This window comes from Mannheimia haemolytica (genome assembly GCF_004342115.1).
In the GTDB taxonomy this organism is placed as follows: Bacteria; Pseudomonadota; Gammaproteobacteria; order Enterobacterales; family Pasteurellaceae; genus Mannheimia; species Mannheimia haemolytica.
On record NZ_SMAC01000039.1, the window covers coordinates 1 to 20,710 of the forward strand.

29 protein-coding genes and 1 tRNA gene are annotated in these 20,710 nt (G+C 43.3%); 1 reads left to right on the top strand and 29 read right to left on the bottom strand.

Translation table 11 applies throughout. The annotated features are described in order from the left end of the window. From EDC41_RS11990 to EDC41_RS12110, 26 genes are all read right to left on the bottom strand, one after another. Positions 1 to 380: C40 family peptidase (locus tag EDC41_RS11990; RefSeq protein ID WP_207901585.1), on the bottom strand; the 380-nt coding region annotated here is incomplete at its 3' end. Positions 381 to 383: 3 nt separating this feature from the next. Further along, positions 384 to 1,100, bottom strand: a complete 717-nt coding sequence (locus EDC41_RS11995; RefSeq protein ID WP_020824198.1) for a phage minor tail protein L — start codon at positions 1,098 to 1,100, stop codon at positions 384 to 386. Continuing rightward, the gene (locus EDC41_RS12000; protein WP_020824199.1) at positions 1,100 to 1,429 is read right to left on the bottom strand and encodes a phage tail protein; all 330 of its coding nucleotides are present in this window, start codon (positions 1,427 to 1,429) and stop codon (positions 1,100 to 1,102) included. Before EDC41_RS12000 ends, EDC41_RS11995 begins: the two co-directional genes overlap by 1 nt. Continuing rightward, on the bottom strand, positions 1,429 to 4,980 hold the full coding sequence (locus tag EDC41_RS12005) for a phage tail tape measure protein (protein ID WP_020824200.1): 3,552 nt from the start codon (positions 4,978 to 4,980) through the stop codon (positions 1,429 to 1,431). The genes EDC41_RS12000 and EDC41_RS12005 overlap by 1 nt, the downstream gene beginning before the upstream one ends. A gap of 53 nt (positions 4,981 to 5,033) precedes the next feature. Next, a complete protein-coding gene (locus tag EDC41_RS12010) occupies positions 5,034 to 5,261 on the bottom strand; it encodes a hypothetical protein (protein WP_020824201.1) in 228 nt (75 codons plus the stop codon). A 62-nt stretch (positions 5,262 to 5,323) separates the two neighbouring features. Beyond that, entirely contained in the window at positions 5,324 to 5,554 is a 231-nt protein-coding gene (locus EDC41_RS12015) for a phage tail assembly protein T (RefSeq protein ID WP_020824202.1), read from the bottom strand. A gap of 44 nt (positions 5,555 to 5,598) precedes the next feature. Next, the gene (locus tag EDC41_RS12020; RefSeq protein WP_020824203.1) at positions 5,599 to 6,000 is read right to left on the bottom strand and encodes a hypothetical protein; all 402 of its coding nucleotides are present in this window, start codon (positions 5,998 to 6,000) and stop codon (positions 5,599 to 5,601) included. An 82-nt stretch (positions 6,001 to 6,082) separates the two neighbouring features. Next, complete coding sequence (locus tag EDC41_RS12025; protein ID WP_020824204.1) at positions 6,083 to 6,724, bottom strand: phage tail protein; 642 nt, start codon at positions 6,722 to 6,724, stop codon at positions 6,083 to 6,085. A 27-nt stretch (positions 6,725 to 6,751) separates the two neighbouring features. Next, positions 6,752 to 7,144 carry a phage tail terminator protein gene (gpU, locus tag EDC41_RS12030; protein ID WP_020824205.1) on the bottom strand — a complete coding sequence of 131 codons (393 nt, stop codon included), beginning with the start codon at positions 7,142 to 7,144 and terminating at the stop codon, positions 6,752 to 6,754. Further along, positions 7,141 to 7,665 (bottom strand): phage tail protein, encoded by a 525-nt coding sequence (locus EDC41_RS12035; protein WP_020824206.1) that lies wholly within the window; start codon positions 7,663 to 7,665, stop codon positions 7,141 to 7,143. Before EDC41_RS12035 ends, gpU begins: the two co-directional genes overlap by 4 nt. Before the next feature lie 3 nt (positions 7,666 to 7,668). Beyond that, the gene (locus tag EDC41_RS12040; RefSeq protein WP_020824207.1) at positions 7,669 to 7,971 is read right to left on the bottom strand and encodes a phage tail protein; all 303 of its coding nucleotides are present in this window, start codon (positions 7,969 to 7,971) and stop codon (positions 7,669 to 7,671) included. Then, positions 7,964 to 8,287 carry a DUF2190 family protein gene (locus EDC41_RS12045; protein ID WP_020824208.1) on the bottom strand — a complete coding sequence of 108 codons (324 nt, stop codon included), beginning with the start codon at positions 8,285 to 8,287 and terminating at the stop codon, positions 7,964 to 7,966. The genes EDC41_RS12040 and EDC41_RS12045 overlap by 8 nt, the downstream gene beginning before the upstream one ends. A 12-nt stretch (positions 8,288 to 8,299) precedes the next feature. Further along, a complete protein-coding gene (locus tag EDC41_RS13610) occupies positions 8,300 to 8,461 on the bottom strand; it encodes a hypothetical protein (protein ID WP_158497199.1) in 162 nt (53 codons plus the stop codon). A gap of 78 nt (positions 8,462 to 8,539) precedes the next feature. After that, complete coding sequence (locus tag EDC41_RS12050) at positions 8,540 to 10,501, bottom strand: ClpP-like prohead protease/major capsid protein fusion protein (protein WP_020824209.1); 1,962 nt, start codon at positions 10,499 to 10,501, stop codon at positions 8,540 to 8,542. Between the two features lie 403 nt (positions 10,502 to 10,904). Next, the gene (locus EDC41_RS12055) at positions 10,905 to 12,101 is read right to left on the bottom strand and encodes a hypothetical protein (protein ID WP_020824210.1); all 1,197 of its coding nucleotides are present in this window, start codon (positions 12,099 to 12,101) and stop codon (positions 10,905 to 10,907) included. 3 nt (positions 12,102 to 12,104) lie between these two features. Next, positions 12,105 to 13,616: a phage portal protein gene (locus EDC41_RS12060; protein WP_020824211.1), complete on the bottom strand. Its 1,512-nt coding sequence runs from the start codon at positions 13,614 to 13,616 to the stop codon at positions 12,105 to 12,107. After that, positions 13,616 to 13,840 (bottom strand): Rho GTPase-activating protein, encoded by a 225-nt coding sequence (locus EDC41_RS12065; protein ID WP_015484701.1) that lies wholly within the window; start codon positions 13,838 to 13,840, stop codon positions 13,616 to 13,618. The genes EDC41_RS12060 and EDC41_RS12065 overlap by 1 nt, the downstream gene beginning before the upstream one ends. After that, complete coding sequence (locus tag EDC41_RS12070; RefSeq protein WP_020824212.1) at positions 13,837 to 15,948, bottom strand: phage terminase large subunit family protein; 2,112 nt, start codon at positions 15,946 to 15,948, stop codon at positions 13,837 to 13,839. The genes EDC41_RS12065 and EDC41_RS12070 overlap by 4 nt, the downstream gene beginning before the upstream one ends. After that, positions 15,948 to 16,427, bottom strand: a complete 480-nt coding sequence (locus EDC41_RS12075) for a DUF1441 family protein (RefSeq protein WP_020824213.1) — start codon at positions 16,425 to 16,427, stop codon at positions 15,948 to 15,950. Before EDC41_RS12075 ends, EDC41_RS12070 begins: the two co-directional genes overlap by 1 nt. A 269-nt stretch (positions 16,428 to 16,696) precedes the next feature. Next, a complete protein-coding gene (gene lysC, locus EDC41_RS13615) occupies positions 16,697 to 16,930 on the bottom strand; it encodes an Rz1-like lysis system protein LysC (RefSeq protein ID WP_020824118.1) in 234 nt (77 codons plus the stop codon). After that, positions 16,896 to 17,225: a DUF2570 domain-containing protein gene (locus EDC41_RS12085; RefSeq protein ID WP_020824214.1), complete on the bottom strand. Its 330-nt coding sequence runs from the start codon at positions 17,223 to 17,225 to the stop codon at positions 16,896 to 16,898. Before EDC41_RS12085 ends, lysC begins: the two co-directional genes overlap by 35 nt. Beyond that, positions 17,226 to 17,819 (bottom strand): glycoside hydrolase family 19 protein, encoded by a 594-nt coding sequence (locus tag EDC41_RS12090; protein ID WP_020824215.1) that lies wholly within the window; start codon positions 17,817 to 17,819, stop codon positions 17,226 to 17,228. After that, positions 17,809 to 18,162: a phage holin, lambda family gene (locus EDC41_RS12095; protein WP_020824216.1), complete on the bottom strand. Its 354-nt coding sequence runs from the start codon at positions 18,160 to 18,162 to the stop codon at positions 17,809 to 17,811. The genes EDC41_RS12090 and EDC41_RS12095 overlap by 11 nt, the downstream gene beginning before the upstream one ends. A gap of 142 nt (positions 18,163 to 18,304) precedes the next feature. Then, a complete protein-coding gene (locus tag EDC41_RS13620) occupies positions 18,305 to 18,475 on the bottom strand; it encodes a hypothetical protein (protein ID WP_006250096.1) in 171 nt (56 codons plus the stop codon). Between the two features lie 25 nt (positions 18,476 to 18,500). Continuing rightward, on the bottom strand, positions 18,501 to 18,686 hold the full coding sequence (locus EDC41_RS12105; protein ID WP_006251707.1) for a hypothetical protein: 186 nt from the start codon (positions 18,684 to 18,686) through the stop codon (positions 18,501 to 18,503). Between the two features lie 16 nt (positions 18,687 to 18,702). Continuing rightward, positions 18,703 to 18,778 (bottom strand) — tRNA-Trp (locus EDC41_RS12110). A gap of 416 nt (positions 18,779 to 19,194) precedes the next feature. Between EDC41_RS12110 and EDC41_RS12115 the strand changes: the two genes are divergently transcribed. Further along, positions 19,195 to 19,389: a hypothetical protein gene (locus tag EDC41_RS12115; protein ID WP_006251708.1), complete on the top strand. Its 195-nt coding sequence runs from the start codon at positions 19,195 to 19,197 to the stop codon at positions 19,387 to 19,389. Here EDC41_RS12115 and EDC41_RS12120 read toward each other — a convergent pair. The 3 genes from EDC41_RS12120 to EDC41_RS12130 form a co-directional block, all read right to left on the bottom strand. After that, a complete protein-coding gene (locus EDC41_RS12120) occupies positions 19,357 to 19,797 on the bottom strand; it encodes a hypothetical protein (RefSeq protein WP_006252752.1) in 441 nt (146 codons plus the stop codon). The genes EDC41_RS12115 and EDC41_RS12120 overlap by 33 nt on opposite strands. Then, positions 19,787 to 20,146, bottom strand: coding sequence for a RusA family crossover junction endodeoxyribonuclease (locus EDC41_RS12125; RefSeq protein WP_020824218.1), 360 nt, complete (start codon positions 20,144 to 20,146; stop codon positions 19,787 to 19,789). Before EDC41_RS12125 ends, EDC41_RS12120 begins: the two co-directional genes overlap by 11 nt. Continuing rightward, a partial coding sequence (locus tag EDC41_RS12130) for a DUF968 domain-containing protein (protein ID WP_132303691.1) occupies positions 20,139 to 20,710 on the bottom strand: 572 nt, incomplete at its 5' end. The genes EDC41_RS12130 and EDC41_RS12125, both read right to left, overlap by 8 nt.

The window sequence follows — 20,710 nt, forward strand, 5'->3', positions numbered from 1 at the left end:
CGGTAGAGCGTGTAGCAATCCATTGTGCCGTGTTTAAACTCACGCCCGATTAAATGTGGTACATTGCGGAATTTATGGATTTGCCGATTATGCACTAGCCACCAATCTAAACCGGTCTGTACCTGCATTTTGCGATCAAGCACAGATAATATAGGCTTGCCGTTTGGCTCGGGATGTGAATGTACCACCGCTACCAGTTCGCCTTTTTCTTCTGCTTTGATGTAATCAAGATCGGATATTTCAAAGTAATTGGCTTTGTCTTCCGATTGGTTTTCACAAGGGATAAATTGATTTTTCGTGCCGTCAAAAACAACAAAACCACACATTTCGTGCGGCTCGTGTTGGAGAGCGTAGTCGATTATTTGTTGCTCCAATTCCATTTCTTACCCCAATTTATTTACAGACACGAATCCACCAAAATTGCGTTGATTACCTCGCAATGTACAACCATTCAAGCAATGACTGCATTTATCGGCTTTTGGATCTGACGTCGCTTTATCTTTTTCATCAAAATATTGCTTACCGGTATAACCACATTCTGACGAGCGGTAAATCCAAGTGCAGGTGTCTGCCATAATCAGTCGGCTGGGTATTTTGGCATTATCGGTTTCAATCGGTAATGCCAGCGTAAAGGTCGCCGTTTCTCGGGTGAGGCTGGTAAGCTGCTCAATCACAAAATGACTGATTATTTCCTGATTTGGATCAGCTTTCGCATTACCCCCGGCAAAATTCACGGCATCTAAATATTGAGCATAAACCTGATGCCGGCGGACAATCGCACCAATACATTCGTCAAACTGATTGGCAATGCCGGTAATTAAACCAAACAGATTTGATAGCGTGAGAGTCGGGCGATTGCTCGGGCCGCTACTGTTTCGTTCAAATCCACTTGCCTCAATCGGGTACGGATCGTAAGTCCGCCCTTGCCAGACAATACTTGTTTTGAGTTCATTTAACCCCGAATAAAAGCGGTAAACTGAGCCAGCATTACCGCTTTTATCCTTTAATGTGCGTAAATCTACCTCGTACAAATCAAGCATTGCATTTTGCTCAAGTTTGGCAAGGTCGAGTTTCATTTGATTGGATATGCTAACAGGCATTAGGGTACTTCCTTAAAGGTTACACTAAATTCCCAATGGTTTAAGCCAACCATTTTTGCGGGCCAACTGCTACACACTACCTTTTTGTTTTGTTGTGTGTACGGATCTTTAAAGTAAAAAGGGGAAACACCACGATGTTTGGCAAAAAATGCCTCCACCGCTAAATGTTCCCCCTTTTTCACTTTGATTGTGCCTGTATAGGCTCGTAATAAATTGTTTAAGCCTTTGGGCGAGCGTTGGGTATAACCATCGCCGAATTTGACTTCCATTATTTCAGGGGTATTTTCAACCGCTAAATCGGTGCGAACACACCATTGTAATGTTTCCATTAGGCAAATACTCCTCCGGCTCTAAAGTTGTTCTGAATCATTCCGTTCGCTTCCTGACGGGCAATTTTACGCATTAACTCAACAGTAATTTGCGTTTGCTCGCCTTGCTGTTTTTGGCTGACTTTGGCATCTACCGGCTCACCATTATTGATGACCTGTACGCTGATACTACTTTGAGCCGATTTCGGCTGATAAGATGATGACGGTACTCTTGGTACAGCGACACCACCGCCAGAGGCAAAACCACGTCTGCCATAGTTAAGATAATTCAAATAATCCAAACCAAGACGAGAGGTTGCCTCTTTGGTGATGACGTATTCCCCTTTGTGGACGATACCCGCTGGGGTGTATTTGCCGCCATTGCCTGTGTAGCCACCTGTTGCCCAAGTACCTAATCCATAAACAGCATTACCATTTACCGTTGTAGTCGGTCCTTGGTAGCCAAACAACATAGTTGCACCTTGTTTGATAGCATTAAATAACATCATTTTGATAATCATTTTGCTAAGATCAGATAATATGGAATTAGCAAAACTACGAAAATCCGCTTTACCCGTCATCACAAAATTAGTCAAGCTATCCGCCATACCGTCAAAGGTATTTTGAGTAATATTGGCAACATTTGCCGCCACATTGCTGACATCGGTTTCAATATTGTTCCAGCCTTCTTTTATTCCCATCATTACAGAAGCACGAGTTTCTTCCTGCTTTTTCTGATGTAGCTCGTATTCTTCCTTAATTTTGGCAATTTTCTGATCTAAAAGAGCAATATTCTCTTTCGTCATATTAATTTTCAGCCGCTCGGCCTCTAAATCTAATTGATTGTTAAATTGTAACAATTCTTTTTCAGTACGAGTTTTTCCCAGTAAATCCAGCTCGAATTGCATTGCCTCTAGCTTTTTATCGTGATCGACTTGGAATTGCTCAATGTCTAAAAGCTGTTGTTCAGAATCAATTTTAGCAGCCAGCTCTTTGAGTTTAGCCACGCCTTCAGTGCCGTAGTTTTTATATTTTTCAGCATTCAGAGCAATATCTTCAGTAAGTTTACGCACTTCCTGATATTGAGAAATGCCACCATATTTTACGAGATCTTCTTTATCTATCTTTAAGCCGGATAAACGATTGGTCATCTCCGCTACTTGGTTTTGGTAACTTTCGGCAGAGCGTTCGGCTTTGGTTTTCTTCGGTTTTCCGCCGCGCTTAGGGGCATTTTGCAACGTAAATTGTTGCTCATATGCTGCTTTTAGTCGCTCGTATCCGGCATCGCCCTCTTTCATACCTGATTTAATCAGAGCGTCTTTTACTTGCAATGCGATTTTATCTTTGCCTTTAGCCGAAGCAATCGCATTGTTACGTTCAATTTGCTCGATTTTTTCAAGATGTTTAGGATCGATAATTGCAGCACCGTTAGCATCCAGCTTCATACTTGACAGATTAGCGACTAGAATAGCCGCTCTCATAGCCTCTCCGGCAACGCCACCAAGAGCATTAGCAATGTTATTAGCGGCAATAACCATCTCCGGTGATTTGACGGTAAAATTACCGATAGCAATATTTAAGCCATCAACTTTGATTTGGCTTTCGTCAATGTGAGGATATAATTTGACAAATTCCTCTCGTAGGTTAGCGATTGGAACGTGAGCTTGTAAGGCTTCTTGAGCTTCTAAACTGGCATTTAATGTATTTTGTGCTTTTTCAACATCAGCAGTAACTAACTTTAACTCTTCTTGTGCTTTCGCTAACTCTTTCGCACTTTTTTCGAAACGGACACCGGCACCAAAGGCATCATCTAAAACCGTAGCTCCTTGCTCGATTTCTCGTGTAAGTTCAGCTTGGCGTTGTTTCAGACTAGCTAATGCTGTTTCCTGTTCTTTGATAGAACGAGACAATTTAACCATTTCTGCATCAGTTTGAGCCTTAGTCATTTTTTCGATATTGGCTCGAACGGAGTCTAAGCTGTCCGCGTAGCGGAGGGCTTCTTCACGAGCTGCTTTTTGACTTTCAAAAAATCCCCAAAGGGCAGTACCGGCAGTCGTTGCCACCATTGCAAGAGTCATTAATGGGTTAGACAGTGCAGCTGCTTTCAGTAAGTTCAATTCAGCTCTTGCAGCCGCTAAAACCCCATTCATCGCTCTGGTTGTTGTGGTTGCAGTGACCATACCTGCATTCATTGCACTTTGAGCAACTGCATTTTCAGCATACGCCACTTTGAGAGCCTGTTTTGTTGCAATTTGCTGGCGTTCAACCGCTATTTTCTGTTGCCCGAGAGCGATTTCTTTCTGATCTAGCGCTTGCAGTTCAGCAGATAACGCTAATCTTTCCGTACGAGTTGCCGCCGCTTGAATAGCAACAGCAATTTCTTCTCGTTCTTTTGTGATTTTCTGCTGTTTAACCGCAATCGCCTCTAATTCGGCTTTATTTTGATTGTAGGTTTGTAATGTTTGTTCCAGTTTTAAGGCGGTTTGTTGAGAGAGTACAACCAATTCCTGCTGACGAGTAGCTATCGTTTGTTGGCGAGCCTGATTTTCCGCAATAATTGCTTTTCGATTCTCATAAATCGCCGCTCTAGCCTCGATAAATGGGCGTACACTCATATAGCCTTTGAAAAGCACAAATGCACCACCTGCGACAAGTGCTGTTTTAGCGAACGTATCAAAATGAGCATTTAACGCATTCAGAACGGCAACGGCTTTCTGTGACGCACCAACGGTACTATCCATTTCGCCAACCCACTTTTCAGCCGCAGTTGAAAGATTTTGCATTGCTCCACTAATTGTAGTGGTTGTTTTGGCGTACTGTCCGTTTACATAACTCTCTGCTTTTTTTAGCCCCTCAATCATTTTTTCAGCAGACATCTCACCGTTATCCACCATTGCTTTAAGTTCGGCAGTGGTAATGCCTAACCCTTTGGCAATCGCCTGAATAACAGACGGTGTTTGGGTCATCAATGAGTTAAATTCTTGGGCTTTGAGCTTACCCATTAACAACGATTGGCTGAATTGCACTAGGGCGTTTGAAGCGGTTGCCGAACTTGCACCGGAAATAGCAACCGATTTGGCTACCGTTTCCGTTAGTTTTGCCACATCGTTTTGAGAAATACCGAGCTGTTTTGCATTTTGAGCAAAGGTCTGATAAACCGAAGAGGTTGCCTGTGTAGATTGGGCGGTTTTGAGCGAAATATCATACACCGCCGCCATTGCTCGGGCTTGTTGGGCTTCACTTTCGGTGACTAATTTGAGTTTATTACCGAGTTCGGTGTAGCTATTGGCATAACTAATCACTTTACTTGTCGGGAATTGCAACCGATTTGCAATTTGCCAAAAACGTTCTTTGGATACAGAGCTATTAAGATTATTTGCTGCTTGTTCAATATTTTTTAGATATTTTGTCGACCTATCAGCAAATTGACGTGCTTTTTGCTGAGCCTGATCCATATTCAAAATGAAGCTACGAGCAAACTTATTTGCTACTGTATCAGATTGTGCGAATCCAGATAGTAACTTAGAATTTTCTACATCTAAGGTAATAGTTAATCTGTTTGAGCTACTCACTTTTTCACCCCAAATAAAAAGCCCGCATAAAGCGGGCTAGAATTGATGTTAATTTAGATTTGACGATTATTTTTCATCTCTTTAACTAATTTATCCATTTTGCGGCGATACATTTCGGTATTTCGCCACCAGTATTTATCAAGCAAATAGGCAGTCGGGAAAAGTACTAAGATAGAAGCTATCCACCAGTTCGGCATACTAATAAAGATGCAAGCGACCAAAAATACAATAATTGCAATTTTAATCGTATTAATCATAAAACGGTCTAGTGCTTCAAACATACTTCCCTCCTTCTCTTTGAGGAAATATATATCCAAGAGCAAGGAATTTCAAGCTGTTTTCTTTACCTTTTCGCCAAATAATCTGCCACACCATTATCTTCCATTTCCTCCACATCCTCACTCCGATTAAAAAACGGCATAAATTCTGCAAGTTCAGGGGCTTTGCCTTTCGGATCACGGTTGATCATTGCGGTTAAGTGGGCAAGTTGGGCGGTGCGGTAATCTTCCCGCCACAAGCCGAAAGGCTGTTCTTGGTAGAAAAGTTGATATTCGGCAAAGTGGCGTTCGGGCATTTGTTCGATTTCTTCAAGGGTTTTGCTCAGTGCGAGCGAAAGGGTTAGCTGGAACTTTCTTCGCTCGCTGAGTCTTTTGGGGCGGACACGGCTTGGTTAAAGTCGATAATCACTTTACTGTCTAATTCGGCAATCGCATTGAGATCGTCAATGTTAAGTGGGTTAAACAGTAATGCACCGTTTTCGTCACATAAGCGGTAGGCAACCGATTGAGCAAGGCGGTATTTTTCGCCAAAACGGTTGAGAGCCTCATCAAAGGTTTCATCATCTTCTGCCGGTAATTCAACATTTTCTTGTTCTGCTTGTTGAATGAGCCAGCTTCGGGTTTCAAAAATCTGCTTATTCATATCGCCAACAGTGGCTTCACGTAGGTAGTAGGTCTCACCGTTGATTTCGATAGGTTGTAATTTAGGTTTGTTGGCAAGGAGTTTCTCACGCAGTGTCATTGTTCGTTCCTTTTGTAAAATTCTGATATAAAAAGACCGCTTGTTATTTCTACAAGCGGTCGAATTTTTTGATTTCTTGCAATTAAACTAACAAGTAGTCACGTTTGCTTGGCTTAATAGATACAGAGCCTTCGTATTTGCCTTTGACTTCACCGCTAAAACCATTGCCGGATTCGATAAAGCCTACACCGTAAGTTGTGCCGTGGTTATCCGGTAATTCCAGTTTATAGGCAAAGGTGGATTTGTTGAAAAACAGTTCGCGTAAGCGGGCTTGCATTTCTGTAGTTGGCTTGTGGAAAAAGCTCAATTTAATTGAGCCAAACTCAATTTCACCCGGCTCAGTTTCTGTGCCTTCCGAGCAAACCGTTGTAACATCTTCTGTATTTAAGGTGTCATCGGATTTTTCGATATTTTTAACCGCACAGAACTGCTCGGAGAACTGTACCAAAGCAGCTTTCGCTTTAGTATAACTAGTCGGTAAGTCTTTACCTTCCCATTTTACTTCTTCGCAAAGTTTAACTTGTTCGCCTGTCACGGACAGCACAGGATAAATCCCGTCTAACTGACCGCAACCGGTAATTTCGATGGCATCGCCTTTTTTGTAGCCTGATGATGCAATCGTTAGAGTAGCAGTATTTAAGTTAATTGCGGTAATTGCTTTTTGAGCCTCACGTCCAACGCTAATTCTAAATTTCGTACCTTGGACTTTTGTCGTTTTTGCCATTGTAATTCTCCTATTGAAATTGTTTGTTTAATATTCAACATCAAAGATTAACGTCGCTGTGTACCATGTTCTTTGGTTTTGGTCTTGTTCATACTGATATTGAGAGAGTGAGATGGTCTCTAAATACTCAAAGTCGGAATAGTCGATAATTTCGCGAATTTTTTCCGCCCACTCATCTAATTCATCTTCTGCATTCTCGACAGATTTCAAATGGATTGTAATGTTGAGCTTGGCACTCCATTGATCATTACAAACAGTCATTTCTTGCAGACTGATGTCATCGAGAGAAACCGACACTGCAAGTTGCTGCTCCTCAATATCAATAAAAGTTGGCAGCCCGTTATAAAAATTCTCAATATCCGGTAATTTGGTCTGTAATAATTCAAGGACTTCTTTTCGGATTTTAGTGTGGATTTTCATAATTTCCCCGCGAGTTGCTTGGCTAATTCAGCTTGCACTTGTTCTGGGTATTTTTTCAACTCTTGCTCAAATGCTTGCGTAAGTGGTTGGGATAGCGGAACTTTTGCTACATCAATGCCGTAGCGTTTACGACCTTGACGAAACATAATGTGCGTTCTCCCGTTCGCAAGCCGTTGGCGAAAGCCCCGTTGCACCGTATGTTTTCCTACCCGAATACTGCCTTTGCTTACTGACAAGCGATTCGATTTTCGCTCTAAAATGCGGATCATCGGCATATGGGTACGATTGACTTTAATCGTGGCTTGCAGTCGGGACGGTGTGGGTTTTGCCGTCATTTTTGCTCTGCCTTTGATTGTCTTTTGATTTACGCCAATCTCTGCCGCCACCGATTTAACCGCCTTATTCATTGCTTGCCGCCCAACAGTACGGATTGCTTGAGCGGCTGCTTTAGGTACGGTTTGCCTAGCTATTTTTTTCAGGGAGGCTTGCAGTTCTTTTAAACCGGTCACTTTAGAACCCATTGTTTACTCCAATTGCAATACGATTAACTGATCGACAAAGTGATAGGATTTAACAAGGTATTTCTTGCCATTTCCGCTCACTCGGTCGTCCAATCTCGGTTTGTAGCCACTCGCCCGAAATAGGGTTAGCGTGCGTTCCGTGCCGTGGATAGCTCGGTCATCGCTTGAGTGCAAGCCATTAAAAATCGCTGGTGCCTCATCGTATGTCGCAGGGTAGGGCTTACCGCCAATCAACCATTCGCTCATCATTGTGTGTTGGATGGTTTGATCGGCGGCTGCCATTGCCTGCTCAAACGGGCTAGACATTGATTTTCACATCAACTGTTGCAGATGATGTGCCTGAGGCTTTCCAGGCAATGCCTAAGCGTTTGTTTGAGCCAGCCGTGATCGTTGCCCCGTCTGCTTCCGACCAATACAGCACCGCACCTTGTTTGATGTCGTCTGCTTGCTTCGCTTTCACACTAAATACACCGGTGGTTAAACCGACTACCGCCTCGTTTTTTGCCGCATCAGTTACTGCAATCGCAATTAAATCTTCGGTGACAATCACATCACCGGAGGTTACGGCTTTGGTGGTGGTTAAACGCACCGTATTGCCGTCTTGAATATAGTTTTTAGCCATAATTAGGTTCCTTTAATGAAGAATAGAAATAAAATTGGTCATTGCACTAATAAACGCCGATAAAGCAAAAAGTAGCCCCATCGCCCAAATACCGAAAATCAACACATTGGCTTTGGTAGATTTATTCATTAGTTCTAACATTTTGCGTACCTCTCTTGCTATGTTATACTGCATTTAATTTAATCCTTGACTGATAAGGGTTAAAACAAAACCCCGAGTTATTCCGCTAACTCGGGGTTTATTATTTTGCAATTAAGCGTTGGTCACTTTCACCACGCCACGGTAGTCAATCACATTGACACCGGCATCAATACGGACTTTGGTCGAAACACCGTCCACCGTAAAGCCGTGCTGTTGCTCGATGTAAGGGCTATCCACCCCGTCCAGATAAGAGACTTCAATCGCCTCTTTATTGAGCAAGTACCATGATTTCGGATCTGCAATTTGTAAGCGAGGCGATTTAATCGGGCTGACAATATCACGGATCGGGTTAATGATACCGCTGTTGATGTCTGCACCTTCCACGCTTGACGAACCAAGAATCTGTTTTGCTTTGGTATGCAATGAGGTTGGTAACAGCATAAATTCTGGCTCAATAGAGAGCGGTTCACCACGGCTGTTTACAAAGCCATTCATTAACTGGATTGCCTTGTCGATATGCTCAACATCTAACTTCGCATTCGCAAGCGTATTTTTATGGCTGCTATCAAACAGTTTTTTTCCGTCTTGGGCGACAGCGTTGCCGGTGATTAAGGCAAACACCAATTTGGCGATAGTGGCTTTTGCCGCTTGCCCCATTTTTTCCGGGATTTTGGTTAAAAGGTGCATATCGTCATTGATGATCGCCTGACGGGTAATGCTAAATAATTGCCCGTAGGTCGCCAATGCCACTTGCGCCCCTTCATCGCCGATGGTGCCGTAGGTATATTCTTCCCCTTCGCCCACTTCCGGCAGGTAACCAAACTCACCCAATCCAACCCGTTTTGCCGGTCGGAAGTCAGTCAGAATGCCACGAGTGGTAAACTGCTCGTAATTCTCTGTCGCCGTTTCCCAGCCCTTAATCAAGGATTTGTGCGCCACATCAATCAGAATTTGCCCAAAGTCCGAACTCGAATGGGTAAAGGCAAGACCGACCATCTGCATTGGCGTATAACCGCTAATCCCCACGCCACGATCGACCAATGAGGCACGAGCCAATTCACGCAAGGTCATTGCATTGTAGGCATTATCTCTTGCGTTGGTTTTGTCGGTATCTTGACCAGCACGAGCCATTAACGACTGCTTCACGCTGTCGCCAACGATGTTACCGTTACCTGCGTGAATGTGGTTTTGCGGTACGCTTGGGGTGGTGTTTTCGCCCAGTTTGGCAAGGAGCTTGTCTTTGGCTTGCTCAGCGGTCATTGACACATCAGCTAAACATTCTGCCAGCAAGCCGTCAAATTGTGTGCCGAAAGCGGCAAAGGTCGCTTTGATCGCCGCATTACGTTGAGCTAATACCGCCATCGCATCGGGTTTTGTCACATTTTGTGGATTTTCGACCGCTTGCGCTGGGGGTTGGGGTTGTTCAGGAGTTGGGGTTGCAGCCCCCGCATTGCCTTGTGGCGTAAATAACATTGCTTTGATTTCGTTTGGCATTTTTGTATAGTCCTCTAATTTTTTAGATTGAATAGACGCCATCGCCACAAGGGGATTGGCGAGTTTATCAGCAAAACCCAACTCAATGCACTCACGGGCATTAAGCCAAGTCTCTTCTTTCAGCATTTCTGCTAATTCATCGGTAGATTTACCAGTTTTCGAGCTGTACGCCGTAACTAGCGTGCTTTCCACTTTATCAAGCAAATCCGCATATTTCCGCATATCATCGGCATCGCCGCCTTGAATGCCCCACGGTTTGTGGATCATCATCATAGCGTTTTCTGGCATAATGATTTCGCTGCCTGCCATTGCAATTACGCTAGCCATAGATGCAGCAAGACCGTCAATATAGACGGTCTTGTTAGCAGGGTGATTTTTTAGCAGGTTGTAAATGGCAATGCCGTCAAACACATCACCACCGGGCGAGTGGATATGCAGATTGATTTGTTTTAAATTGTTGCCAAGGGCTTTTAAGTCTTTAGCAAATTGTTGGGCGGTGACACCCCAAAAGCCGATTTCGTCAAAAATTGAGATTTCGGCGGTGTCATTCGCTTTGGCTTGGATTGAGTACCATTTCATATTTTTCTCCAAAGAAAAACGCCTGCAATAAAGATTACAGGCGTTTTAAATAACTAATTTTTATTCTTTAAATAGTATAGAATAATCCCTATTGGAACACCTATTATATTGAACATAATAGATACAAAATTATAAGAAAATAAATTGTGTTCTGGGAATAACTCTCTAATTAGTAGAGAACCAATCAAATGAATAAAAATCAAAAAAACATAGATAAAAATACAATAAAAACTTGATTTTCTTCCTCTATTTTTCCATTTTAAACTAGATAAAAAGGCATATGTTAGAGCCACCCAACAACTACATGATAATATCCAATTTTCACTTACTAATGGCTTGGTAAGATAATATGTAAATACATATACATAAAATAGTAAGGAAAAAAATAGCCATAGTAACATTATTACCTCTTATTTAGATTTTTATATGCTCTTTCATCAATAGGAATAGAAACGTTCTCTCTCCAGTTATCTTTTATATCATAACTTGTACCATCTGGATTCCATTCTCCAGGAATGATATTAAAAATATCGTATGGATCAGTAAACTTATCATAAAAGCTATAATCTATACTACCTTCAAGATAAAATCTATCTCCTTTTTGTACCGCACTACCCGTAAAATTGCCTTCAACAATAGCACTACCAATTGCCCATAATGCATTATTAATATTCCAAATACCTTCTTTAAAAGAGTAAGTATTTTTAAAAGAACGAGCATTTTTAGTAATGATTTGCTGAATAAAATCACCATGTACGCTACGGTTATCTTTCTTACCAAGTGCATTTGGTTTCTTTACTAACTCTCGGACAGTATTAAATAATCCTAATTGTTTTAAAGTAACTGATTTGCCAGTCTTAGCTCTATAATAGTAAAGCATATCAAAGGATGTGACTGGAGTATTTCTATTTCGAGATGTAATCGGTAATTTTGGGGTTTGTTTTATATTTGTAACAATATGCCTTGATAAAGTTGTTACCAGTCGATGACTTTCATTTGAAAACTCAGTAAGTGTTTCATTGAGTATGATCAATGCATCTATTAATTTCTGGGCCTCATTAACTTCATCTGCTTTATGCTTACCAACATGTAACCACCACAATCTTGAACCACCTGAAACAGATAAAATCAAATCATAATCTCTCGGATTTACCTTTGTTAAGGCGAATTTCTTAAGATTTGATTTTTCTGCTTTTTCTGCTATCTCTTTTTTAGATAAATATGCTTTTTTTATTTTATTAACTTCGTCATACTGTGAAACAAGTAACGAATACAGTTTTTTTAACTTCTCCTGCTCAACTTTATTTAGAATTTTAGCATATAGCATAAGTAACCCACTGATAATCTTAAAAATTTCACCAATAGATTTAGCCGAAATAATTTTCTTTTCCAACTCATTGATTTTCTTACTTAACTCTACGGATGAGTTTGCTAAAGAAACATAACTTTGAACTTTATTTGGGGCATAAGCAATTCTACGACCAAAGTAATAGTTTTCACGCTTCAGCTTTTCCATTTCACTGAATTCTGGTGGAAATATTGGCTTGATTACTGGTGGGTTTGCCACAACTTTAACTGTATCTAACACAACTGTTGTCATAATTTACTCCTTTTCATTTTCTTTAGTAGAATCTTCGAGATTTCTATTCGAACTGCCGCTATTTTGTTGGCTGTAATTAGTTAAATCGGTATCAAATTTCAGCCCTTCGGCTTGGTTTTCTCGGATTTCGACAATCCGTTGCCGTTTGACTTCGGCTGGGTTATTGCCACTGGCTCGAATCGCTTGCCCTTCGGTTGCCAGACCGCCTTTAATCCGCTCTTTCCACGCATTCGCCTCTTTGATGGGATCAATCCACGGCATTACAGGGCCGGAATAGACGGCATTAAACAGCGATCTTTCATCAATATCGGACGGGATTTTGATAGCTTGTGAGGCAATCGCCATTTTGAGCCACTCCCGATAAATCGGGCGACTGATTGCCGCCACAAACGCATCTTGCAATACCGCATAGCCTTCAAAACTTTCAACCAATTCTTGTCGCTGAGCAGAGTAAGTGCCGTTGTAGTCTCGGGCGATGCTCGAATAGCTCGAACGAGTACCGGCGGCAGTGGCTCGCAGTTGTCCATTGCGGAAAGTTTCCAAATTCACATTTGGGCGGTTGGAATTGATTAAGCCAATGTCTTCACCCGGTTTTAAATCATCAATCACTGCACCGGGGGCAATATCAAACAGGCGGTTGCCATCGCTGTTACTGTCGTCATCATACAGTGCCGCATCGCCTTTTTTAATGTACATCGTCATCGCTGCGGCAATGCGTGCGGCGACTCGTTCGCTCTCTTCGTACTCTTTCAGATCTGCCAAGCGCACAATCACGCCGTGCAACATACTCACGCCACGGATTTGATGTAACCGCTTACGAAAGGCGAGGTGCAACATATTTTCTGCCGACACGGTTTTCACTTTGCCGTACATTCCGTTACTTTCTTGCGGATTATCCAAATAGACTTGGTAAGCGGTAGGTTTCCGCCACGCATTGAGAAACACGCCTTGCACCAAGCCGTTTTTTGCCTCATCGGATTGCATTGGCACAAAGTCCGGCTCTAAGGCTTCGAGTGAAAACGCAATCGGCGAGCCGTGTTCTAACCCTGCCACTTTGCCTTTCACCAACTGCACGAACACTTCACCGTCTCGTAGCCAAGTTCGCAGTAGCATTCGCTCTAACAGGGGGCGAGTATATAAGCCTGTTACTTCGGGTTTCACCGACCATTCCGCCCACAGCTTGCGGATTTGCTCTGCGAGATCTTCGTGAACATCACCGGCAAGCGTGAGTGGCTGTGGTTCGATATGAATACCTTTCGAGCCAATCACCCGTTCTTCCATTTTGTCTAAAATGCCGATCACAATATCGTGATTTTGGTCTAACGCCCGTGCCTGTTCCCGTAGGCTGACCGCACTTTGGCGAACAGTAGAGTTTGCCCCTTTGCTCTCTCGGCTTGCCTTATGGGTTCGGCTAGGCTGTGCCGCCTCATAGGCATTTAGCACATAGCGATTTCGAGAGCGATTTGCCGCCCATTTCGGGGAAAGGGTGGCAATGGTTTTTTCGAGGAAGTTCATCAAATAAACCTCGCATATTTAATTCGATGCTGTTTGGTGTGTTGCCCGCTTTGGGCAAGTTGTTCATCCAGCATTGTTTGATAGCGATCACGCTGTTTGGTTAATTCCGCCACTTGATAGGATACCGACCGCCCGTTAAAGCTCACCTGCGATTGAGCGGTCTCAATTTTCTCATCAAGCGTGCGGATTTTGTCTTTGAGTTCATCGATGGTGTAAAGGCTCATAGCCAGCCTCCTGTTTTTCGTCCGCCACCACTTAGCCAACTGCTTTTTGCTTTGGTCGGTTTGGGTTGTGGTTTTGCGGGTTTTTCTTCAATTTCGACCGCTTGTTCAGCCGTTCTTGGCGTTTCCCGAATGATGTTAGGGTTGATGTCGGGCAGTTTTGCCCAGCTTGGCACATCGTTTTCATCGCCCCATTTGATTCGCTCGTAGCCTCGTAAAATTGCAATGGCGTGGGCATAGCAGAACAGGTCGAAGGCTTCGTTATTGCCTTTGCCCGGTTTCCGCCATTTGCCGTCGGCTCCTCGCTCCTCGTAGGTCAATTCATTGAAAAACCATTCGCCTAGCCAGTCTGGGAAGTGGATGTAGTTTGCCCCCACCGTATCACGGGAAAGGGCGTTGTTAATCCGATCTTTGAGGTAGTCGGTTTGGAGCAGATACAACGGCACATCGCCCCGTGCGGAGGCGTGGCGGTCGCTCCGTGAGGTGTTGTCGGGGTGCGTTTTGGTGATGAGCTTTTGCCGTTTGGTGCTGTCACCTTTGACTAAATAGACCCGTTTCGCATAGCCATCTCGGCGGCATTTTCGCCAAAATTGGTAGGCGTTGTCGGTTACGCCCTCTTCGCCGCCACTGTCCACCGCCATTGCCAAAATCGGCATAAAGTCGCTCGGCTTGTGAGCAAGGACGTAGCGTTTTTCCAGCACATCTGAAATCAGAATATGCCAATCTTCGGGAATACGAGGGTCGATTTTTTCGATCACACCATCTCTGTCGGGTAGTGTGTGCGAGATGTTGTAGCGGTCAATCAACCAGCGTTCGCCATTCTCGCCATAGCCAACCATCTGCACCACAAAACGGCGATTTTTGCCGCCCTGTACATCGACTGCCGCCACGATAAAGCGACATTGCGGTGGCACGGTTTTCTCTTCAACCTCTTCACGGCGTTCCATTAACTCATCAGAACGGCGTTGTTCTAATGCAGATCGTGGTAAGTAAGGTAACCCCCAGTCGGTATTTGTTACCGCTTTGAGGGTTTCCTCACTGCCAGTCATTTCATATTCGTGTTCGGCATTGAGCAGTTTGTAGGTGAGCTGCGCCCACGTTTGGTAGGCTGCCGCTGGCCCTTCAAGCCAAAAGGAGGCAATACGGGATTTGCGACTTTCGCCACTAATTTGACCGCTTGCATCAATTTTTTGCCCCTCTTTGAGCCATACGCCTTTGATGTTTAGCTCTCGTTTGAGTTCGGGCGGAATCAAGGCTTGGCAGTGGGGGCATTGTAGCCGTGCGTTTTCACTGGCTTTGACAAAATCGCTTTCTTCTCGGTAGCCAACCATATTTGCCATTGATGGTTCAAAATACTCTGAGCAACAAGGGCATTGCCAGTAAAATCGACGGCGATCACCGCGATTGTATAGGCTTAAAATGCCTGTTGTTGGTGGAGCCTCGTGGGTGCTTTTCGGGATATGTTTGAGATCAACAATATCTTTACCGGGCGAACTCTCCACCAAAGTCATTCCTGCTGACATAAAGGTGGTCGTCCGCTTTGAGGCAAGGGAGAAACCATCACCTTCACCGTCCACATCTTCGGGCCAGCGGTCGTAGTCAGTCAGAGCAACATATTTGTAGTCCGATGAAGAAAGCACATTGATAGACGGCCAGCCGATTTTGAGCAAGTTGCCCGCTCGGAAATACTTGTCGTGGACATTGTTATCGTTTTTGCGTGGGCTTAGCCGCTTGGCAATTTCGGGCGAACAGCGGAATGTGCGGTCAAGCCGTTTTCGGCTATGTTCGCTGGCTTTCTCTTGGGTAAGTTGCACCAACAGGAAATCGGACGGATCGCAGATAATTGAGTAGGTTATCCAGCCGTCAATCAAGCCGATGGTTTTACCCGTTCGTGCCGGCCCGACAAAAATCACCGCATCATATTCTCGGCTGTTGAGGCAGTCCATCGGTTCTAACATATAGGCGGCGGTGTGTTTATCCCATTTGACCGAGTTTCCTCCGCCAAGTGGCACACGCATATATTCCGCTACGGCATCGGAGACTTTCATTCGGCGAGGTGCTTTGACAGCGTTCGCCATATCACGGCGGATTTCTTTGGCACTTGCAAACATTAGTCATCTCCCTGTTCGGTCGTTGGGGCTTGTTGGATATGGAGAGCCATCTGATCTCGCACATCATCAATTACTTGTTGCACCCGGATAAGGTCTTTCGGCTGCAATCCACAATCCCGCTCCAAAATATCCGGCAAGGTTTCGAGTGTTTGCACTACTGCTTTTGCCATTGCACCCATTTCAAACGCCACTTCGGAGGCTGGGATTAGCTCGCCTGTTTTCTCCTCATATTTGAGACGTTCGTTTTCCGCTTGCCAAAATGACTTGCGATCAACCGGAGAGAGGCTATCGACATCCGCCGACATCTTTTCCGCCAACCCGGTGAGGATTAAATCACGCAGCGCATAGAGCTTTAATTTGCTGTTACTGCCAAGCGATGGGGTGAGCCCTGCCACTCGCTGAGATACTGTCTGGCGGTGCAATCCGGTGAGTTCGGCGATCTGATTGATGTTAAGTTTTAGATCAAATAAGTTATCCATTTGCTCAAATCCTAAAAAAATCAAAACCGCCTAAAAAAACGGCAACATCACAGGAAGATGATGATGCCTAGAAACCCAAAAAACTGCCGAAAACCGCGCTGCCGCAACCCCGTGGAAAGGGGTATCCCCTCGGGAGTACCTTTTACAAACTATGCAACACATTGCTTAGTTATGATCTTGATACAATCAAAAGCATAACTAAGTAATGTAACGCAAATGAAAAGGGAGCAATTAAGCTCCCACTCTCATTAGCGGTTTAATCCGCCAAGTTATTTAAACCCTTGCTTAGTCTGTGCTTGCCACTCTCTAATACGGTCAATTTGACTCGCACACAAATCACGCTCTCCCATTACTTTAATGAGATAATCCACCGTATCGCCGTAGGTTTTACCGCTAAATGCTGTCCGCTCGCACGGCACAAGGTAAGCCGCAGGCGGATATAAATACTCAGTGCTGACGATTGTTTTGCTAGTGCAACCGCTTAATGCTATCAGCAACACCATTAGGCAAATCAGCCTTAGCACAACTGTCTTGTGCCAGTATTGATGTAATTTCATTCTTGGCCACCTCCACTTTATTCCGCAGCTCATTTGCAATTTTTTGGCTTTTTTCGACCGCTTGTCGCTCTTGCTCTAAGCTATCGGTTAGCCGTTGATTGGCTTTTTGCTGCTGCTCAATGGTTTGGGCTTGTGTTTGGTTTTCGGCTCTTAAGCCATCAATCTGCTTGGACTGGTGCCAAATCCAGCCACACAAACCCAAAATCATTACTGTGGCAGCTAGATAAATGTATTTAATCATTTAGTCCGCCATTAGCTTTTTATAATAAGCTGTACGCTGAGTTAGACCGTGCGTTCCGCCATTAATCTTTTTAGTAACAGTAAGAATGTCGCTAAATTCGGATAACTTGCGACTTACCCAGTACCAAACAGCCACCTGTACTGTCAATGCTAGATTTTTAGTGATTTGGTCGGGGTCAGTCACTAGACTTGGTAAGCCTTCCCATTTAGCAAACTCGATATAATTTGCCTTACCGGTAATTTGAATTAAGCCACGCCCACGATATTTCCAACCATCGCCACTTTGTTCATTGCCGTTACCCATTCGATTTGCATACACCCGATTAGCAATAGCACGCTTATCTCGAGCATAAAGTACGACATTGTGTTGGCTAAAGTATTTCGGGAATGTTCGCAATAGAGCAGTTGCAGAATAGTTAAGGTTTTCTTCAAATACACTATATCCGGCACATTCCACACCACACTGAGCCAAGAACATCGCCTGTTGCTCTTTTGTTTTGCAGCCTGCTTTTTCAATGTGTTTGTCAATAATTGAGTAAATACCACTAACTGCATTAGGGAATACTTGTTTAAACTTACTTTCACTAATCCACATTTTCACCACCTGCTTTTTTGTTCAAGAATTTTAAAATCATCTGGCGAATTGCACTTGTACCCAATAATCCAATTCCCGCACCAATAGGGGTAATCAGTGATACATCAGCATTGATATAAATTAAAATAGGACGCATTGAGCCAGCAATAACGCTACACAAGATAGCCTCTGCCAGCACTCGTTTAGGTGTATCTGTTTTACCATACAGAAATGACTTGGTAATAGATGTAAAAAAAGCAATGATAACGCCACAAATCCAGCCATTATGATTGCTTAAAAACATTACAAGATAATTCCAAGCCTGCGTATATATATCAGGGTTCTTTTCAGGCATTGTATTCATACTCCACCCCGTTTCGAGGCAATAAAAAAGCCCAGTCGTGAGACTGAGCTTTGGTTAAAAATTCTGCTAGAATACTGTTCCCCAACAAATAAACTAGCAGAGGGTAAAAATGATTGAATTTACTCTGTCCCATCAGAAGCATTTAACCTTGCTTCACGTCATTATTACTGGCAAATGGATAAATTTTCCTACTTCGGAAGTGCTGAACGCAATCTGATATACGTCGAGATGGCCAGCCCACGGCATAGCGATCTTGAGATTTTTCTTGATCTTCTTCACCGCTTTTTGACTGAGTATTTAGTTGTTCCGTCATAGCAATCCCTCATTGATTTTTGTAGCTAAGATAGATCTTCAACCCTTGGGAAAGGGAAATTTGGCGGAGCCTTAATTCCTAACTTTTCATCTCTTAATCGAGAGAGGGCTTTGCAACCAGCAAAAGTAAGTGTTCCAGCTTCAGAAAAATAAGGCTTATCTTCACCAAATTTTTCTCTGCATTCTTGAATTGCATCATCAAGGTTATACATAACATTTACTCACGTTTGGCAAGGGTGGCTGGACTCAAACCAACAACCAACGATTTTGGAGACCGTTGCTCTACCTATTGAGCTACACCCTTAAAATAAAAAGCCCCAAGCATTTCTGCTCAGGGCTGTAAAATTCTTTTTAAGTTCACCACCTATGCAATGAACCGCAACTTACCACAAATAATACACTTTATACTTAAGCTATACAACACTTTTTAATCAAACAAATACAAAAAAGCCCATAATTTACAAAACTATGGGCTTTCTAATGAAAATTCACTTGTTTTATTCGGTGTTCCGAACTATAATAATCTCACTTTCAACGGTTCGGGTTGAAAGTGAGTGTGAGGCTTAATCCTCACGCTTGAAGAAGGAACAAACGATGTTTAAGTACATTGTCCTAGTTATCTTCTTGTTAGTTATCAGCTCCCCAGCCTACTAACTTGAAATAACTCGCTGGGGGCGAAAGCTCCCAGCTCTTCAAACAGGGTCATTTTAGGAATTTAGAATGAAATTGTCAACCAATGAATTAAAAGCACTATCTGATGAAAGAAGAGGGGTGAGAGCGAAATCTTACAAGCTAAGCCTCGAAACTATTGCTCTTATTGAACAATTATCGAAGCAGTTAGATATGCCTCAAAACCAACTGATTAAGTTAGCCGTTGAGAAACTACAAGAACAGACGAATCTCACTACCAATTAATACTCCCTCCACAAATCGCTCGGCAAGTCGCAATTCATTTTCAAAGGCCCCCTTGCTGAGCGACAACTTCTGCCAAATAGGCTTATTTTCTAGCCCTGCAACATACCGCAGATACAAAATAGCAAATTGCAGTTCATCACTCTCGAGTGATTCTAACTCCTCACGCTTATCGTTCGGTTTAGCTAAATTGGCAAGGTATGCTTTGGCTTTACCGGCTGGGTCTAGTTTTCTAATCTGCCGATCAACCTTGGCTAAGGTATCATCATCTAATCGAGGTAAATAGCGTTGTTTTTCTCTCTCTTGCGGAGATTCACGCATAAACGCCTGCATTGTTGGATAGCCTTTGCAATCCGTAAACCTAACGAAACTACCCCATAAGTTTAATACACCTTTAATATCAATTAACATTCAAACGCTCCTTAATTCTCACAATGACCGCACCGCCTTTTTGATTGCCTTTGTCCTCAAATGTGAGCTTTTTCACATATTTTCGGGAGTCATCAACAATCACTTTGCTATATACCAACGAATCTAAAATACACTTACCTAAGTTATCCAAATCCCGATCTCGGTTATCGGGGAAGTAAACATCACACTCAATTTCAACCTGTCCGCCAAATTTCGGCTTATTTCGAGTAGCAAGAAATGTTGCCCATTGGTAATCTTTACCTCGTTTACACACCACTCGTCTTGTTTTGCTTACCCACCGCCAATAGTCATTTACGCTTGGCGGATAGGGCAGTATTAATTCAACCATCTATTTCTAATACCCCCAAACCTAACGCTCGATGTAAAAACTTAATCAACAACTCTAATTGCGAGCCGTAATCTTGCTCAAACTTACCCACATTACGATGTAATTCATCATGGTGGATTCGGCAGAGTGGTATTACAAATAAATCGTGCTGTTTACTCCCCATCGCTCCGCCATAGCCGATAATATGATGTGGATCGTCTGCTTGTTTACCGCAACACATACAAGGCTGAGCTTTTACGTACTGCAACCACTTCCGCCATTCAAACCGCTGTAATTTCGGTTTTGCCATAAATGCCGCCAACGGCTCCGGCTCGACTTTCAGTTTTAACTTTTCAGCCCATTGTTTTAGATTGGCTCGAGCATTCGGCACATCATCAAAGCCGATATTACTTTCTTTATTCACACCGCTATTATTCAAAGCCGGATAACCTAAAAAGTGCTGTAAGGCATTATCATCTAACTCATTTAACAAACCTTTGATACTCGCAAACAACACTAAGTCCGCAAATTCAATGACGGTAGCTTGTGTCTTGCGTAAGGTTAAGCGGATTTGTTGGGCGATAA